Raw genomic sequence first — 16,189 nt, forward strand, 5'->3', positions numbered from 1 at the left:
TCGGGGGACGCATGACCTCGACTCGGAGCGGAAGAGATACAGGATGCGCGGTTTGATATTGACATACCGCACGTGCTGTTTTTAGTCTTGGCAGGGAGCCGGACTGGCCTTTGCTGGCGGCCACGGACTGACCGGAGCTCGTGCATAAGACAGGGGAGATCGCGTGGACATCAAGGTACTGGGCGCACTGGCCGTCACGGAGAACGGCGTCTCCATCACGCCGACGGCCCCCAAGCCGCGCCAGGTTCTGGCTCTGCTGGCACTGCACGCCGACCGGGTGGTGCCCGTCTCCGCCCTCATCGAGGAGCTGTGGGGCCTCACCCCGCCGCGCAGCGCCCGCACCACCCTGCAGACCTACGTCCTGCAGCTGCGGGAACTCATCGCCGTGGCCCTGGAGCAGGACGGCCACGGCGGTGCGGACGGACCCGGCGCACCGCGCACCGCCAAGGACGTGCTGGTGACGATGCCCGGCGGCTATCTGCTGGCCAGCGGCGGCGGACCCAGTGACGTCCGCCTGTTCGAGCGTCTTGCGGGCATGGGATACCGGGCCATGGACGCGGGTGACTTCCCCGGCGCCGCACGCCAGCTGCGCGAAGCGCTCACGCTGTGGTCCGGCACCGCCTTCGCGGACGTGCAGGTCGGGGAGCAGCTGGAGACGGAGATCAAGCGTCTTGAGGAGAGCCGGCTGTGCGCTCTTGACCAGCGTATCGAGGCCGATCTGCGGCTGGGACGCCACCGTGAACTGCTGGCCGAGCTGACGGTTTTGGTGAACCGTTACCGCACGCACGAGAGCCTGCACGGCCAGTTCATGCTCGCGCTGTACCGCTCGGGGCGGCGCGGAGAGGCCCTGGAGGCCTATCAGCGGCTGCGTGCCACGCTCGTACGCGACCTCGGTCTGGAGCCGTCCGCGGGGCTGCAGCGCCTGCAGCGGTCCGTCCTGACGGCCAGCCCCGAGTCCACGGCGGCACCTCACGCGGCCAAGGAGCGGCTCGTGTCGACGAGCTGAGTGCCCGCGCCCGCCCCCGGGGGCCTGCGCGCAGCGGGTGGCACCCGGTGGCCGGCGCCCCGGAACGCGGCAGGCGCCGGCCCCCGAGGCCGCCGAGCCGTCCACGCCGCCCTGATCCGCGGGCGCGCCGCCGCCCCTGGTGCACGGCCCGAACACGCCGGCGCCCCTGGGGGATCCGGCAGTGGCCCGGCAGCGCGGCCCGCACGGACCGTACGCCGGCTCTCCCGCCACGGCCGCCACCGTCTGCGCCGTCACGGCCCTGAGCGCGCAGAAGGACACCGCAGCCCGCCCCGCCCTGCCCCGGCCCGGCCCGCCCGCCTTGCCGCCGGTGCCGTCCCCCGGCCGCCGAAGCCGCGGTGCACACCGTGGCCGGCTTTCGCCGCCCTGCCCCCGGACGGCCGGCCCTCCCGCCGCCCGGGCCGCTGATCACGCATCCGGGCCCTCCCCCCACCGGCTGCGCCGGAGCCGCGCGCTTCCCCTGACGCGGGGACAGACGGCACCCGTCCCCGCCGGGCATGCCCGGCGGGCGGAGCGGCCGGGTTCCCGCATTTCGGTTTCTCTGCAGCAAAACTCCACGGGAGCGGGGACCGGAAAGAGTATTCCGTGATACGCCGGACGCGTCCGGTGCCAGGAGGCGTCCGCTATTCCTGAGCGGATCAATTGTGCGGATCCAGGTGTTCCGCTGAAACATCCTCGAGCTCTGGTCGAAGAAAGGAGGGTGTGGCGCGATTTTGGCTAGTGTGCTGACGGTGACGGAATTCAGCCATGAGAGGAACTCGGCGAGCTACGGAGGAAAGCAGTGAAGATTCAGGTTCTGGGTCCGTTGAGTGCCGAGGTCAATGGGGGATCGATTGTCCCGACGGCCGGTAAGCCGCGGCAGATTCTTTCCCTGCTGGCCCTCTACCCGGGACGGGTGATGCCCGTTCCCATGCTCATGGAGGAAATCTGGGGAACCGAGCCGCCGCAGAGCGCGCTCACCACGCTGCAGACCTACATCCTCCAACTGCGCCGGCGCCTGGGCACCGCGATGGGGCCCGACGCCCCCGGCACGGCCAAGGAAGTGCTGGCCACCCGCCACGGCGGCTATCTGCTGCAGATACCGGCCGAGAGCGTCGACGTGCACGAGTACGAACGCATGGTCACCGAAGGCAGGTCGGCTTTCGAGACCGGGGACGACGCGACCTCGGCCGCCCGTTTCCGGCAGGCGCTGGAGCTGTGGCGCGGCCCCGCGCTGGTCGACGTACGGGTCGGACCGATCCTCGGGATCGAGGTCATGCGCCTGGAGGAGAGCCGGCTCGGCACCGTCGAGCGGCGGATCGACGCCGATCTGCGGCTCGGCCGGCACGCCGAACTCATCGCGGAACTCGCCGAGCTGACGGCGCGCTACCCGCAGCACGAAGGGCTGCACTCGCAGGCCATGGTGGCCATGTACCGGTCGGGGCGGCAGGCATCGGCCCTCGCCGTCTACCGGCAGCTGCGCAACCGGCTGATCGACGAACTGGGCGTCGAGCCCTCGCCGCAGGTGCAGCGGCTGCACCAGGCCATGCTGGCCGTCGACCCGCAACTGGACGTCGTCGCCGGAGTGCGGCGCAGCTCGACCTTCGATCTTTACGCCGCCTGAGGCCGGCCGGAGCGGGGGCCTGCGCCGTCCTCAGTGCCTATGGGTGAGCCCGGATTCTGAGAGGCCTGGTGGCCTGAGCCCGGTGGGAATTTGCGAGGAGGCCGGGCGTGTGTGCCCGGGGCTGCGGCCGGCGGCTGCAGCCCGGCCACACGCTCTGACACCCTGCATGGCCCGGCAGTGTGGGCGCGCGCACTGTCCACGTCCCGAGCCGGCGCGGCCCTTTTGCCGCCCGGGGCGGCGGGCCACCTGCAGGGCGGGTGAGCCGTGCGCGAGGCGGTGCACCGCCAGGTTTCGAACGGGCCACCACCGCACCCGCGGATTCCCCGGGCGGGAGGGGGCACTGCCCGAAGGCTGCGGTCATCTTCTCGGCCCTACCGACCGCAGGAGCATCGGATACCGGCTCTGAACGGTGGAGCCGCCCGGTTCCGCGCTCGCTGCGTCCTGTGCAGGTCGTGTCTCGTTGTGCCGGGAACACGCCGCGGGCTGGTCCGCCTCGTGCCTCACGCAGCGTTCGTACCAGATGCCCGTGAGGCGTCAGTTGCGTCGTACGGCCGCTGTTACTTCACCGGCTCCGGCTCCGGCGTGCTCTGCGTCTTGGCCGAGTCCTGCGGATCGGCCGGGGTCTTCACGCAGTCCAGCAGGAGCTGGGCGACGTCGACGACCTGGATGGACTTCTTCGCCTTGCCGTCGTTCTTCTTGCCGTTGACGGAGTCGGTCAGCATCACGAGGCAGAACGGGCAGGCGGTGGACACGATGTCCGGGTTCACCGACAGCGCCTCGTCGACCCGCTCGTTGTTGATGCGCTTGCCGATGCGCTCCTCCATCCACATCCGCGCGCCGCCGGCGCCGCAGCAGAAGCCGCGCTCCTTGTGGCGGTGCATCTCCTCGTTGCGGATGCCGGGACGCTGGCGATGATCTCGCGCGGGGGCGTGTAGATCTTGTGACCGGGGTGATGGGGACCAGCCTGCCCGCATCCACGAGGTGCTGGAGCAGCTGGGTGTGGTGGATGACCTCGTAGTCGCCGCCGAGCTGCGGGTACTCGTTGCCGATCGTGTTCAGGCAGTGCGGGCAGGTGGCGACGATCTTCTTCGAGGACTTCGGCTTCTTGGTGCTCTCGTCCTCGTCGTCCTCGCCGAACGCCATGTTCAGCGCGGCCACGTTCTCCATGCCGAGCTCCTGGAACAGCGGCTCGTTGCCCAGGCGGCGGGCGGAGTCACCGGTGCAACCAGTGCGCCACACCGACGACGCCCCACCGGTTCATCCGGGTGTGGCCGAGGAACTCCTTCACCAGGGCCGCGCCGCGCCGGCAGGGGTGGTCGGTCCGGGCGCGGGCCGGCACCGGCTGTCCGAGCTTGAAGTACCGGATGAACTCGCCGATGGCGCGTGCGAACAGCGCCGAGCCGACGACGGCAAGGGAGGAGCGCAACAATGATCGCGGCGAGTTGCATGGGCGGGCTCCCCGTACCGGCGAGAACGGGCCTACTGGGCGGTAACTTGTGGGCTCGGTCGGAGAGTACCCACTTCGGACTCCGCAAGGTGGCCAGGCCGCGGTGATCGGTGTCGCGGGCCCCGCCCCGGCTGCGGCGGTTCCGGCAGCCCGGCTGCACGCCCCAAGGGCCTGCACGGCCAGGGGAGTTGCGGTGCGCAGCGGTGCGGTGCCCGCCGGGCCGGCAGGTCTGGCACCGCTGCGGGCTCCAGAGGCAATCGAGGGTCTTTCACCTTGCCCTGCACCCGGGGGCTGTGCGCGGCTGCTCGCCTTCGGGCGGGCCTCAGCCCGCTCTCCAGGGATGCTTGAGGCTGTCCGGCGATTCTCGAACCGCACCCCTGCGCCCCAGGGGGAGGCCAAGGAGGATGCCATGCCGGACGACCAGCCAGTGCGGCTGCACTGTTTCGCGCACTCCGCGGGGGTGTCTCCGTCTTCGACGGCTGGGCGGAGCGCGCCGGACCCGGGGTGGAGGTCAGGGCGCTGTGCCTGCCGGGGGGTGAACGGCGGCGGTCCGAACCCCGGGTGACCACGCACGAGGCGCTGCTCGCCGATGTGCTGCCCCAGTTCACCGACCCGTGCTCGGGCCCCTACGTCCTGTACGGGCACGGTCTGGGCGCCATGGTCGCCCTCACCGTGACGCGCGCCCTGCACGAGGCGGGGATGCCCGGCCCCGCGCTCCTTGCCGTCAGTGCCTGCCCGCCGCCCCACGTGCCCTGCGCGCTGGCGGATGTCCGCGGGGCGAGTGATGCCGAAGTGCTGCACATCCTGGGCGGCAACGGCGCCGTGCCGCCCGGCAGCGACGAAGGGATCTGGCTGCGGGCCATGCTGCCGGTGCTCCGCGCCGACCTGGAGCTGGCAAAGGCCCTGGAAGAGGCGGCCCGCACCCCCTCGTCCAGGGGTCCGCTGAGCACACCGGTCCTCGTCCTCGCCTCGCAGGCGAACCCGCTTGCGCCGCCTGCGATCACCGACGGCTGGTGGCAGTGGACCGAGGGGCCCGTCCGCTCGCGCACCGTCCCCGGACGTCACTTCTTCGTACGCGGCGGCCGTGAACTGCCGCGGCTGCTGGGCCGGGCCTGCCGCGTCGCCGGCCGCCTCGCCCGCGAGCGCGTGCCCGTCGGCTGAGCCCGCGCTCCGGCCACCCGGTGCGGGCAGGAGCGCCTGCGCCCTCGGAATCACAGTGCGATGCACGTCAGCCGGCGGATACGGGGGCAGCGCTTCACCCGCTCATGCTCCAGCGGTTTTCATCCGGCCGTCCGAATTCTGTTCGCGTCCCCGTCCCGTCCGCGTAAGGCAAGGAGAGAGGTGTCCAGATGTCTGCTGAGCTCGCGGACAAGACCGCGCACACGGTGCACGTGTCCGCACCCGCCGGTGTGGTCTACGCGCTGATTACCGACGCGGCGAAGTGGCCGCTCTACTTCTCCCCGGTCATCCATGTGGAGCAGCTGGACTTCGACGGCGAACGGGGGTGGCTGAGGATGTGGTCCCTCATGGACGGCCTGCTGAAATCGTGGACCTCGTGGCGGCACCTGGACCCGGTGCAGCGCCGCGTGGACTTCCGGCAGGAACTGCCCGCGTCCCCGTTCGACTCGATGGGCGGCACCTTGAACGTGCGTTCGCAGGGCCCGCACCGTACCGAGCTGGAACTGCTGTACGACTACAGCATCACCGGGGACCGGCCCGATGACGTGGCGTGGGCGCAGCGGGCCACCGGCGGCAACAGCCGCGCCCAGCTCGCCGACGTGAAGGCCTTCGCCGAGCGGTGGACGCGCCTGGACGAACTGGTCCTGTCCTTCGAGGACTCGGTGCGCATCCACGGCCCGGCCGAGCTGGTCTACGACTTTCTCTACCGGGCCGGGGCCTGGCCCGAACTGGTCCCGCACGTCACCCGGGTCGACCTCACCGAGGACGCGCCCGGAGTGCAGCGCATGACCGTACAGACGCTGACCGAGTCCGGTTCGCACAGCGCCGAGTCGGTGCGGATCTGCTTCCCGCACGCGGGCCGCATCGTCTACAAGGAGACCGCGACCTCCCCCCTGCTGGGGGCACACACCGGCGAATGGTCCGTCGTCCCGGACGAGACGGGGGTGACCGTCCTCGCGCAGCACAGCGTCGTGCTGCGCGAGGAGAACATCACCGCCGTGCTGGGCGAGCAGGCGGGCCTGGCACACGCCCGCTGGCATGTGCGCCAGACCCTCGGCCGAAACTGCCGGGCCCTGCTGGCCCTGGCCAAGCAGCACGCGGAAAGCGCCGTCCGCATGCTGTGACCGCGGCCGGGCGCGGGCGGCCGCGCCCAAAAGCAGCCCTGCGCACGGGAAACGGCAGCGGTGTGCTGCGGGAATCCTTGGAAAGGAGTCGAGCCGCGGCACAAAGGAAAGCAGTGCCTCGCCGGGCACCCCGTACCGTGGTTTTTGCCCGGACATGGCGAGGAGCTGCAATGTTCAATGACATAGGCGCGCTTGAGCTGGTGATGCTCGCGATTCTTGCCGTGCTCATCTTCGGCCCGGACAAGCTGCCGAAGGTAATTCAGGACGCGGCCCGGATCATCCGGAAGGTCCGTGCCTTCTCGGACCAGGCCCAGCAGGACATCCGCGAGGAACTCGGCCCCGAGTTCAAGGACGTCAACTTCGAGGACCTGAATCCCAAGACGTTCATCCGCAAGCAGCTGGGCGACGACGAACTGGGGCTCAAGGAGATCCGTAACGGCTTCGACCTGCGCACACAAGCGGCAGAAGTCGCCGACGCGGTGAACGGCCAGGAGAGCGAGTCGCCCCGCAGGCCCGGACCCCCCTCGCCGCCGTAGCCGCCACCTGAACGTCCCCGCCCCGCCCCCCCCTTTTTGAGGCAACGCCCCTTGGCCGGGGCGCCGGCCCGCCTGGGCCCGGCGCGGCCGGGCCCGGCGCCCCGGCTGGTGTGGTCACGGGCCCTGCCCTGGGGCACCGCTCGGCCCCCGCTGCACACCCGCTTGGGAAAACGGACGCCGGCGCCGTACGGCAACTAGCGTGCTTAGCCCGACCGTTGTGGACGTCCAGGCCAGGAGGCCGTCATGGGGGACAGGCACGACAGCCCGGCCCGGCCCACGCATACGCCGCCCTGCGCCGCCCGCGCCGCATCCACCCCTGCCAGCCCCGCCTGCCCGGGCCGGTGCGTGGCCTTCCACCGTGCCGCCGCCCCGGCCCCGTACGGCGCGAGGGGACGTGATCCGTCCGCCGCCCCGGCCGGGCCGCCGCCGCCTGGCCCGGCGGCCGGGTCGTTCTAGGAGCCCGCATGCCCGTTCAGCGCCCGCAGAAAGGAGAGAGGGTACCCGGCCCTCGCGACGGACCGCACACCCCGGCCACCATGACTGTTCACCGTTGCCCCCACGCGCCGATCTCCGTGCTCGTCGCCCCCGGCCCCGCCCCGTACGCGAGCCGGTGGGACCTCGAGCTGCGCGGGCCGCTCGACCGTGCCGCCCTGGACCACATCCTGGGCGAGCTCAGCGCCGATGACCTGGATCGGCCGGTGCCGCAGCACCAGCTGCTGCGGCACGGCCCCGACCACCACACGCTGCGGTTGTGGGCGACGCAGGCAGGGCCCGCCGCCTTGGTTTCGGGCCGCCTCGCCGATCGGCTCACCGAGCCGCCGCCGGCCGCCGGCCACCCGCTGACCACCGCCCAGCGCGCGGTCCTCGCATCCGGCGCAGCGCACCGCTATGAGGCGGTGCTGCTCGCAACGGACGCTGTGCCGGACGCGAGCGCGCTGCGCGAGGCCCTGGGTGCCGTCCTGGCCGCCCACCCTCAGCTGCGCTCCCGCATCTGCGGCCCGGACGGCCGGCTCACCGCCCAGGCCCAGGACGGGGCGGCAGGTCACCAGGATCCGCTGGTGGAGAGGGAGTTCACCAACGAGGCCGACTTCGGCGCGGCTGTGGACTTCACCGGCCGCACGCTCGACGCGCGCGCCGGCATCCAGCTGCGGGCGCTGCTCGCCAGGGACCGCCGTCCGGCCGGACCGCGTGCCGACCGGCTTGCCGTGGTCGCGCATGAGCTCGCCGTGGACGCCGCGTCCTGGCGCATCCTGCTCGACGACCTGGCCGCCGCCCTCGACGCGGTTGGTGCCGGACGTCCGGCGCGGCCGCAGCACCGGCCCGACGGCCTGGCCGACTGGATCGGCGAACTGCGGGAGCTGGCCCGTGACCCCGCCGAGGCGCGGCACTGGAGCCTGGTCGCCGGGCGCAGGCAGCGGGCGGGCGTTTCCCGCCGGCCCGCCCCGCCGGCCAGGCCGGGCGATGCGCCCGACGCCGCCCCGGCGCCCGCCCGCACGGCCGGGCTTGGGGAGGCCCGCCGCACCGGGTTCGTCCTGGACGAGGACCACACCGAGCGGATCGTCCAGGTCCTGGCCCGGCGGCTCGCGCTGACCCCGCAGAGGCGCTGACCGGCGTGTTCGCCCTCGCCCTTGCCCGCTGGCAGGGATCCGATGAGGTCAGCTTCGACGTACGCAGCGACCCCCGCAGCGGCCGGCGGAGCCTACGACACCACGTGGGCCGGCTCACCGACCCCTACCCGGTCCATCTCACACCGGACCAAGGCCTCGACCCGCTTCGCCAACTGACCGCTCTGGCCGGCCCCTTGGCCGACTGCGCGGGCGGCGCCCCGGCGGCGCCGGCTTCGGAGCCTGCCGCGAGCGGAGCCCCGATCCGCCGCTGCGGCGCCGGCTGCGCGAACTGCCGCCCGCCCGGACGTGTCGTGACCGTGCCCGGCCCCGGCGAACTGCTGCCGCGGCTCCGCCCGCCCCGCGCGCGCCGGCGCACCGGGCCGGCCCCTGCACCGTGTCGAGGCGGGGGCCCGAGCTCGCCGACGGCCGGCTGCACATCACTCTCGACTGGGCCACCGCCCCGGCCCACGGCGTCACCGACACATCGGTGGCCGCCCTCAAGGACCTGCTGCAGGATCTGCTGGCAGAACTGGCCGACGAGCCCGCCACCCCGGCTCCGCTCGTCTTGCGGGCCACCCCCCAGCAGTCGGCGCTGTACACGGGCGGCGAGGGACGGCCCGGCACCGGACGCCATGTCGAGCAGCTCGTATGGCTCTGGCACGGCCCGCTCGACGCCGGCCGCTTCGCCGCAGCCTGGCAGTCGGTCTTCGACTGCGAGACGGTGCTGCGCACCGCGTTCACCGGCGGCGGCGAACCGCTGCTCGTGGTGCACGACCGGGTCACGCCCGAGATCACCCGCCGGGCCATCAGCGACGACGACTGGCACCCCTTCCTCGAGCGGGACCGGCTGCGCGGCTTCGACCTGCACTGCCCCGCACTGCTGCGCCTCACCCTGCTGGAGGCGCAGCGGACCCCGCCCGCCCCCGCCATCGCCCCCACCCGGATCCTGGCTGAGCTACCACCGGGCCCTGCTCGACACCTGGAGCGCGCACATCCTGCTGCGCGAGTTCTACCGCGCCTATCTCCGCCGGCGGCATCCTGCCCGGCGGTGAGCGCCGCCCCGACCTGCGCGACTACACGGCCTGGGTCGCGGCCCAGAACCCGGAGCCCGCCCGCGGGTTCTGGGCGCGCAGCGCGCCCCCACGGTGCGGCTCCACGGCCCGGCCGGCCCGCCGCCACCGGCCTGACCGGCGCCGGCCGCGCCCGGCTCCGCCTGGATCCCGCCGACACCGCCCGCCTCGCCCGCTGGGCCGGCACCTGGGGCACGGCCGAGAGCAGCGTGCTGCAGGCCGTCTGGGCCATGCTGATCTACTGGGCCTCCGGCGCCACCAAAGCGGCCCCCGTCTGTTTCGCGGTGACCGTGTCGGGACGCGGCATACCGCTGGACGGCGCGGCCCGGATACCGGGGCCGCTGCACAACCCGCTCCCCATGACCGTCGAGGTGGACCCGGCGGGCACCGTGCCGCGTCTGCTGCGGCAACTGCGCGACCGCGCCATGGAGATGTCCGCATACGAATGGGTACCCGCCGACTGGATCCGCGCCTGGAGCCACAGCAGCGTGGACGCCGACACCGTCATCGCCTTCGAGGATCCGCCCCATCCGGTGGAAGGCCTGGAGGCCGAACTCGCCGCCCACGGTCTGCGGGCCGAGTTCCCCGGCATCCTGCCCGCCCACTCCGTGCTCCCCGTCGGGCTGCTGGCCCACCACGACAGCGCGGGCGGCCTGGTCCTCACGGAGGTACACGACCGGGCCCAGCTCGGGGAGGAGGCGGCCGGCGCGCTGCTGGCGCACAGTGCCCTGCTGCTGCGTGAACTTCCCCTGTGGGCGGACGAGTCCACCACGGTCGAAGAAGCCCTGCAGTTCCTTGAGGGCAGCACCGTACCCCTCATGGCCGACGCCTTCAGGGACGGCCAGGACACCCCCTTGGTCACCCTGCGCGCGGCGCGCCAGGACCAGGCGGGGACGATCTGCCTGATACCGCCGCCGGGCGCCCCCCTGACCTGCTACGACCTGCTGGCCCACGCCTATCCGGGCCCCCAGGAACTGCTGGTGCTCCCCGCCGAAGCCGACCCTGACGGCGCACAGCCCGCCCTCACCGCGCTCGGCAGGGACCAATCCCTGCTGCTCGGCGGATTCTCCGGAGCCGGCGCCGGCGCCTGTGACATCGCCCGGCGCATCGCGGCGGACGGCGGCCGCCCGCCGCGGGTGGTACTCGCCGGTGCGACGGCAGACGAGTGGGAGCGGGCCCGCGATCTGGCCGGAGCCCTGAAGGCCGCCACCGAAGGGGCCATCGACGACGCCGACGGCGCGAGGGGCACCCCGGGGGGCGGCCCCGCAGCCGCGTGCCCGACGGCCGCGGCTGCGGGGCAGCCGCACCCCGGGGTGCGCCCGGTGCCCGCCGGGGCGCCGCCTGCCCGCCGTTTTCCCCACCGCTCCGCAAGGCGTTTTCCCCACCGCTTTTCGAGCGTTTTTCGTGTGACGTTGTGCAGGGTGGCTGATGCACGGGCGGCCCCCGCCCGGTTGCCGCGGACTCGTCCGCAGGAGCTCTGAGCCGTCGGGAGCCTCATGCACGCGCCGGCGTCATGGCTCGGTGGCTCGTACAAGCCCGGCCGCCACCCCACGCGAGCCGGCCGGACAGGAGGATCGGATGTACGACACCGAAGAAGAGGGCAGCAGGATGCCCAACGGAGCGGATGGATCTTTCCCTGCCGCACGTCCCGCCGCTCCGGCTTGCCGGAATCGACGAAGACGACACCTTGGAGCCCCACGTCGTGCGCGGTATCGACTGATTGCCAGGACGGCCCGGGCGGCGAGGCGCGTCGCTGCGGCCCGGGCAATCCTCGACCGAGGTGCGAGTGGACCTTGTCTGACAGCCTGCGAAGACAGCCGCGAGGCGAAGGTGCAGGGAGCGGTCATGAAACGGTCAGTGTTCGCGTCGCGGCCGGCAGGCGATCTCACGGCGGACCATTGCGCCGCGCCCGCTCGGTGGCGGTCCCTGGTGACCTTCGGGGCCCACCCAGCCGCTCGGCCGAGGCGTATCACGCGGCGGGCGGCCCCTCTTCGGCCTCGTGCACTCAGGATCCCTTCGCACACGCCCGGCAAGGCCCGCCGCCCGCCCACCCCGAGCGATTGCGCTGCGGCACCTGCCGCTCTCTGAAGACGGAGCGGCAGCTCGCCCTGTGAGCTGTGGCCGGGCGTACGACGCCGGACGGCGTGTTTTTGACGGCAGCTGACGACGCGGCCGGGCCGGCCGGTCGAGACGGTGGTGATGACCTCGTCGATGTCCAGCCGCGGGGAGCGCGGCAACCAGGCGTCCGGGCCCGGCTTGCCGATGTTGACGATCATCAGCGGCCGCGGTCGTCGTCCAGGAAGCTCCTTCCGGACGCCGGCGAAGTCGAAACCGGTCATCGGGCCGGCGGCGAGGCCGGCGGAGCGGACGCCCATGATGAAGTACGCTGGCCCTGCAGGGCGCCGTTGACCAGGGCGGACCGCTCGCGGACCGGGCGCTCGGCGTAGAGCATGTCCTTGACCTGCTGGGGAAGCCGGAGAGAGCAGCTTGGGCAGTTCCTCGTGGAAACTCGTTGTCCACGGAGAGGATCGCGACCAGCGGGGCAGTGGCGGTCTTCGCGCGTGTTGGCCCTGGCCATGTGCTGCGACCAGGCGGCCGCGGGCTTCTCTTGGCGGAGCGGACGAGGGCGATGCGCAGCGGGGCCTGGTTGAAGGCGGTCGGGCCGTACTTGACCAGGCGCGCGCGCGCGCGCGCGCGCGCGCGCGCGCGCGCGCGCGCGCGCGCGCGCGCGCGGCTTGAGATCGCCTGGACCCGCCGCTGGGTCACCGGCTCGTCGGTGAACGTGTTGGCGGTTCTGGCCTCCCGGAACAGGAGGTTCTGGGGCGGTGGTGCCAAGGACAAGCGACATGGCTGCAACCTTTGTGTCAGGGGCGGTGGACCAGCGTGCGGGCACTGCGCGGAGCACGCCCGTGTCTCCCGGGAACCCCCGGTCGTGCGTGATCGCTCGACACCGCGCGGCCCCGGTCGCCTGAACGCGCCGGCCGGATTGCGAACGTGCCGGGGCCGGCGGCGGCCGGCGCACGAGGACGCGGCACGGCGAACCGTCCGATCCCGGCGAGCGCGGCACGCCTCGGCGGGCAGGCGAGCTGTCCGAGCAGCATCCCGGGCGCAGCGACCAGCAGGTGCGGGGCGGACACGGCGGTGCAGGTCGTGACATGGCGGCCGCTGCGCAAGGCGTGACCCCTTCGGCCGCCCGGGCCACGGGGCGGCCTTGCTCGTCTGCGCGCGGGGAGCTGCTGGTCACCGCCGCGGCCCGTCAGGTGATGTCGTCGTGGCCGTTCAGCCGCCGCTCCTGGTCCGGGCCGGCCTGCGCGGTGACGTGCGGTGCCGCGTACACCGTAGCTCGGCCGCGTCCACGTCCTGCGGGCAGAGGCCGAGGGGGGACGCTTCGTCGTCGCCGAGGCCGGCGTCGGGGTCGTTGCGGGCGCGGCGTCTGTCGTTGAGCAGGCAGATGACCAGCGCGATGACGCACAGGAGCGGCGTATCGGGGCGGCCAGCGACAGCATGGTCAGCGGGTCACCGGTCGGCGTGGCGAACGCGGAGAACAGGGCGATGCCCATGAGCATGCCGCGCCACCAGCCGGCCAGCCGCTTCCCGGGTCAGCACTTTGGTGATGTTGAGCAGCACGAGCAGCAGCGGCAGCTCGAAGGCGAGCCCGAAGACGATCACCATGCGGGTGACCAGGTCGAGGTAGTCGTCGACCGGGAGCAGATTCTGACGGTGTCCTGGGCGAGAAGCCGACAAGGGCGGTCCGCGGTCTGCGGGAAGAATCACGTAGGCGAGCACGGCACCGCCGAGGAACAGCGGCACACCGGCGCCGACGAAGGCCAGCGCGTACTTCCTCTCACGGGTGTGCAGGCCGGGAGCCATGTGAAGGCCCACAGCTGGTAGAGCCAGATCGGCGATGCCAGGACCACGCCGGACATGAGCGAGACCTTGAGCGCGATCGAGACGGGCGCGCCGAGCCCGTTGACGGTCATGTCGGCGCACGGCACGCCGCCGTTCGCCTGCCGGCGCGAGCGGTCCGCACAGCCCACGGAGTCCAGGATCGGCCTCAGCAGGAAGTCGATCAGTTCCTTGTAGAAGACAGCGGCGACGACCGTGACGACCAGGACGCCCAGGACCGACTTGAGCAGCCGGTTACGCAGCTCACGCAGGTGCTCCGCGAGGGGCATGCGCCCCTCGGCCGTCTCTCTTGTCCTGCTTGCTGTAGTCTTCAGCACCCCACGTTCCTCCGTCGTGCGGCGGCCGTCGGAACGCGGCGTCAGCTGTGGATGGTGTGGCGCGGCTCGGTCACCGCACGGGAGCCGGTCACGTCCCCTGGCGCGGCCTTCAGGGTGCGGGGCGCGGCCTGCCCGGCGGCCTCAGCGGGGTTGTGCGCGGTCGCCGCCGCCTCGTCGTCCTTCTTCATCGCCTTGGCCTCGCTCTTGAGAACGCGAGCGGACTTGCCGAGCGACCGGGCCATTTCCGGCAGTTCTTCGCGCCGAAAAGCAGCGCGATGAGAGCAACTATCAGAACGATCTCCAGGGGCTTCAGATTGCCTGTCATGTGCCACTTCCTTCTTGCCGAAGCAGGGATCTGTTGCTCATGTGGAGGTACCGGCCAAATGGAGCACGACGAGAGGAGAATATGATGCGAGGAAGGCCGTCGGGTGGCCGTGCAACTGTCTCGAGCCGTTTTCCAGGGCCTCTTCACCATTCGACCAGCGCGAAACTCGCCGCCATGCCCCCGCCGAAGCCGGCCAGGAGGATCAGCTCGCCCGGGGCGGAAGGCGCCCGCGCGGGCGGCCGCGTCCAGGGTGATCGGGATGGAGGCGGCTCCCGTGTTGCCGTAGTGGTCAGCGTGCGGTGCATGGTGGCGCGGGGCATGGCCAGGTCCGTGAGGACTTCGTCGAGCATGACGCCGTTGGCCTGGTGCGGGATGACGTGGCTGATGTCGGCGGGCTCGACACCGGCCTCGTGGAGGAATCCCTTGACCAGCTGCGGCAGCTGCTCCACGACGAAAAGCGGCGCATCTGCCTGTCCATCGCGAAGTACTGCAGGCCCGCGTCGAGGCCGGCCCGGTCCAGGGCAGCCGGCTGCCGCCCGCGGGCACCTGGATCAGGCCCGAGAGGTCACCGAACGTGTGCAGCGCGACATGCCGCACGAGCGGGCCCTTCTCGGTCGTGCCCAGGACCATCGCGCCGGCGCCGTCCCCAACAGCACGACCGTCTTGCGGTCGGCCGGGTTCAGGATGCGCGAGTACACGTCCGCGCCGATGACCAGCGCATAGCCGCCCCGCCGCAGGATCACGCTGCCGACCGCGGAGAGCGCGAACACCGTGCCGGAACACACCGCGTTGACGTCGAACGCCGCGGTGCCGGCCGCGCCGAGGTTTTGCTGGACATAGGCCGCCGTGGGCGGCCTGGGGCTGGTCCGGCGTGGACGTGGCGACCGCGATCACGGACAGCTGCTCGGCGGTGATGCCGGCCGACTCCATCGCGGCACGCGCCGCGGCCGTCGCCAGATCCGAGGTGGCCTGCCCGACGGCGGCCCAACGCCGCTGGCGGATCGCGGTCTTACGGGTGATCCAGGCGTCGTCCACCCCGGCCGGCGCACCGACTTCGTCGTTGGAGACGACCCTTGGCGGCACGTAGGTGCCCGTACCGAGAATCCTGACATCGATGGCGCCGACGATCCGGTCCGGCCCGTCGGCACCCGGACCGAGGTTCTTGACATCCCTCATGCGCGTGCCCTCCCCTACTCTTAAAATGGGTCTGTGAACACAGGTGTGAAAGGCCGGCAGGTATGCGGCCATGACTGACCCGTTGCGCGGGCAGCCCGCGAGAAGGCTGCCCACGCAGCGCAACGGGTGCTCAAGGTGCTGCTAGCGCGTCTGGTAGAGGCGCTTGTGGCCGCTGAGCCCGGCCAGCCGAAGGGCCCGGTGGTCTGTGCCTCGGTGGCGTGGTGGCCGCCGTCGGTCGGGAAGGACCGCGCGTGCAGCGCGCGGTAGCCGGCGAGAGTCGACGGGCTTGCGCTGGGTGATCGCCTGAGCTTGGCCCGGTGCGCAGGTGCTCGCGGTAGCCGGCGACCACGGTGGCGGCGAAGAACTCGGCGACGCTGCCGGAGCCGTAGCTGAACAAGCCGACGGGCCGGCCGGTCAGGTCGTCTGCCTGGTCGAGCAGCGCGGCGAGGGCGAGGTACACCGACGCGGTGTAGCTGTTGCCGATCACGGTGTTGTAGGCCGTGGTGCGGGCGATGGCGCGCGCGATGTCGTCCTTGTCGGTGTCGTAGCCGCAGTAGTTCAGCAGGTGGCGGTGCGCCTTGTAGGCCATCTTCGTGAACGGCTGGTGGTAGCAGAACGCGGCGAACTCCTCGAGCGTGCGGCCGCCCTGCTCCGCGTAGTCCTTCCAGGTGCCCTCGACGGCCTGCAGATACGCGTTGATGACTCCTGCCCGTCGACCAGGGCCGCATCCCGGGCGTTGGGCCGCCAGAAGTCCATGACGTCGGCGGTGAACAGGCCGGAGGGGTCCTCGATGCGCACCAGGGCGGGATCCGCGCCGACCAGCATGGCCACCGCCGCCGCGCCCTGGGCGGCCTCACCGGGGCTGTCCAGCTCGT

At 72.2% G+C, this 16,189-nt stretch carries 11 protein-coding genes and 6 pseudogenes; 8 read left to right on the forward strand and 9 right to left on the reverse strand.

Annotation, left to right across the window (positions count from 1 at the left end; translation table 11 throughout):
• The first annotated feature begins 163 nt into the window (after nt 1-163).
• Together QQY66_RS48810 and QQY66_RS48815 are read left to right on the forward strand one after the other, a co-directional pair.
• Nucleotides 164-1,006, forward strand: coding sequence for an AfsR/SARP family transcriptional regulator (locus tag QQY66_RS48810; RefSeq protein WP_301976965.1), 843 nt, complete (start codon nt 164-166; stop codon nt 1,004-1,006).
• Nucleotides 1,007-1,805: 799 nt separating this feature from the next.
• Nucleotides 1,806-2,627, forward strand: a complete 822-nt coding sequence (locus QQY66_RS48815) for an AfsR/SARP family transcriptional regulator (protein ID WP_301976964.1) — start codon at nt 1,806-1,808, stop codon at nt 2,625-2,627.
• A 557-nt stretch (nt 2,628-3,184) separates the two neighbouring features.
• Here QQY66_RS48815 and QQY66_RS48820 read toward each other — a convergent pair.
• Nucleotides 3,185-3,851 (reverse strand): annotated as a pseudogene (locus tag QQY66_RS48820) ((Fe-S)-binding protein); the annotation flags it as partial.
• Nucleotides 3,841-4,053 carry a hypothetical protein gene (locus QQY66_RS48825; protein WP_301987064.1) on the reverse strand — a complete coding sequence of 71 codons (213 nt, stop codon included), beginning with the start codon at nt 4,051-4,053 and terminating at the stop codon, nt 3,841-3,843. The gene QQY66_RS48825 and the pseudogene QQY66_RS48820, both read right to left, overlap by 11 nt.
• A gap of 525 nt (nt 4,054-4,578) precedes the next feature.
• On the opposite strand from QQY66_RS48825, the gene QQY66_RS48830 reads away from it, so the two are divergent.
• From QQY66_RS48830 to QQY66_RS48850, 5 genes and pseudogenes are all read left to right on the forward strand, one after another.
• Nucleotides 4,579-5,235, forward strand: a complete 657-nt coding sequence (locus tag QQY66_RS48830) for a thioesterase II family protein (protein ID WP_301987066.1) — start codon at nt 4,579-4,581, stop codon at nt 5,233-5,235.
• 188 nt (nt 5,236-5,423) lie between these two features.
• Entirely contained in the window at nt 5,424-6,377 is a 954-nt protein-coding gene (locus QQY66_RS48835; protein ID WP_301987068.1) for an aromatase/cyclase, read from the forward strand.
• Between the two features lie 170 nt (nt 6,378-6,547).
• Nucleotides 6,548-6,880 (forward strand): annotated as a pseudogene (locus QQY66_RS48840) (sec-independent translocase); the annotation flags it as partial.
• A 569-nt stretch (nt 6,881-7,449) separates the two neighbouring features.
• Complete coding sequence (locus QQY66_RS48845; RefSeq protein WP_301987069.1) at nt 7,450-8,520, forward strand: hypothetical protein; 1,071 nt, start codon at nt 7,450-7,452, stop codon at nt 8,518-8,520.
• Between the two features lie 394 nt (nt 8,521-8,914).
• Complete coding sequence (locus tag QQY66_RS48850) at nt 8,915-11,071, forward strand: condensation domain-containing protein (RefSeq protein ID WP_301987071.1); 2,157 nt, start codon at nt 8,915-8,917, stop codon at nt 11,069-11,071.
• A gap of 708 nt (nt 11,072-11,779) precedes the next feature.
• On the opposite strand, the pseudogene QQY66_RS48855 reads toward QQY66_RS48850, so the two are convergent.
• The 5 genes and pseudogenes from QQY66_RS48855 to QQY66_RS50770 all read right to left on the reverse strand — a co-directional run.
• Nucleotides 11,780-12,431, reverse strand: a pseudogene (locus QQY66_RS48855) (malonic semialdehyde reductase); the annotation flags it as partial.
• A 415-nt stretch (nt 12,432-12,846) separates the two neighbouring features.
• Nucleotides 12,847-13,765: pseudogene (gene tatC / locus QQY66_RS48860) on the reverse strand (twin-arginine translocase subunit TatC).
• 89 nt (nt 13,766-13,854) lie between these two features.
• A pseudogene (tatA, locus tag QQY66_RS48865) lies at nt 13,855-14,138 on the reverse strand (Sec-independent protein translocase subunit TatA).
• 143 nt (nt 14,139-14,281) lie between these two features.
• The gene (locus tag QQY66_RS50765) at nt 14,282-14,587 is read right to left on the reverse strand and encodes a 3-oxoacyl-[acyl-carrier-protein] synthase III C-terminal domain-containing protein (RefSeq protein ID WP_367667065.1); all 306 of its coding nucleotides are present in this window, start codon (nt 14,585-14,587) and stop codon (nt 14,282-14,284) included.
• 102 nt (nt 14,588-14,689) lie between these two features.
• Nucleotides 14,690-14,923, reverse strand: coding sequence for a hypothetical protein (locus QQY66_RS50770; RefSeq protein ID WP_367667066.1), 234 nt, complete (start codon nt 14,921-14,923; stop codon nt 14,690-14,692).
• Nucleotides 14,924-15,009: 86 nt separating this feature from the next.
• Between QQY66_RS50770 and QQY66_RS50775 the strand changes: the two genes are divergently transcribed.
• Entirely contained in the window at nt 15,010-15,225 is a 216-nt protein-coding gene (locus tag QQY66_RS50775) for a hypothetical protein (RefSeq protein WP_367667067.1), read from the forward strand.
• A gap of 219 nt (nt 15,226-15,444) precedes the next feature.
• Here QQY66_RS50775 and QQY66_RS48875 read toward each other — a convergent pair whose 3' ends face one another.
• Together QQY66_RS48875 and QQY66_RS48880 are read right to left on the reverse strand one after the other, a co-directional pair.
• Nucleotides 15,445-15,903, reverse strand: coding sequence for a hydroxymethylglutaryl-CoA synthase (locus QQY66_RS48875; protein ID WP_301987073.1), 459 nt, complete (start codon nt 15,901-15,903; stop codon nt 15,445-15,447).
• A pseudogene (locus QQY66_RS48880) lies at nt 15,873-16,189 on the reverse strand (hypothetical protein); the annotation flags it as partial. The pseudogene QQY66_RS48880 and the gene QQY66_RS48875, both read right to left, overlap by 31 nt.

It is taken from the genome of Streptomyces sp. DG2A-72 (assembly GCF_030499575.1).
GTDB lineage: Bacteria > Actinomycetota > Actinomycetes > Streptomycetales > Streptomycetaceae > Streptomyces.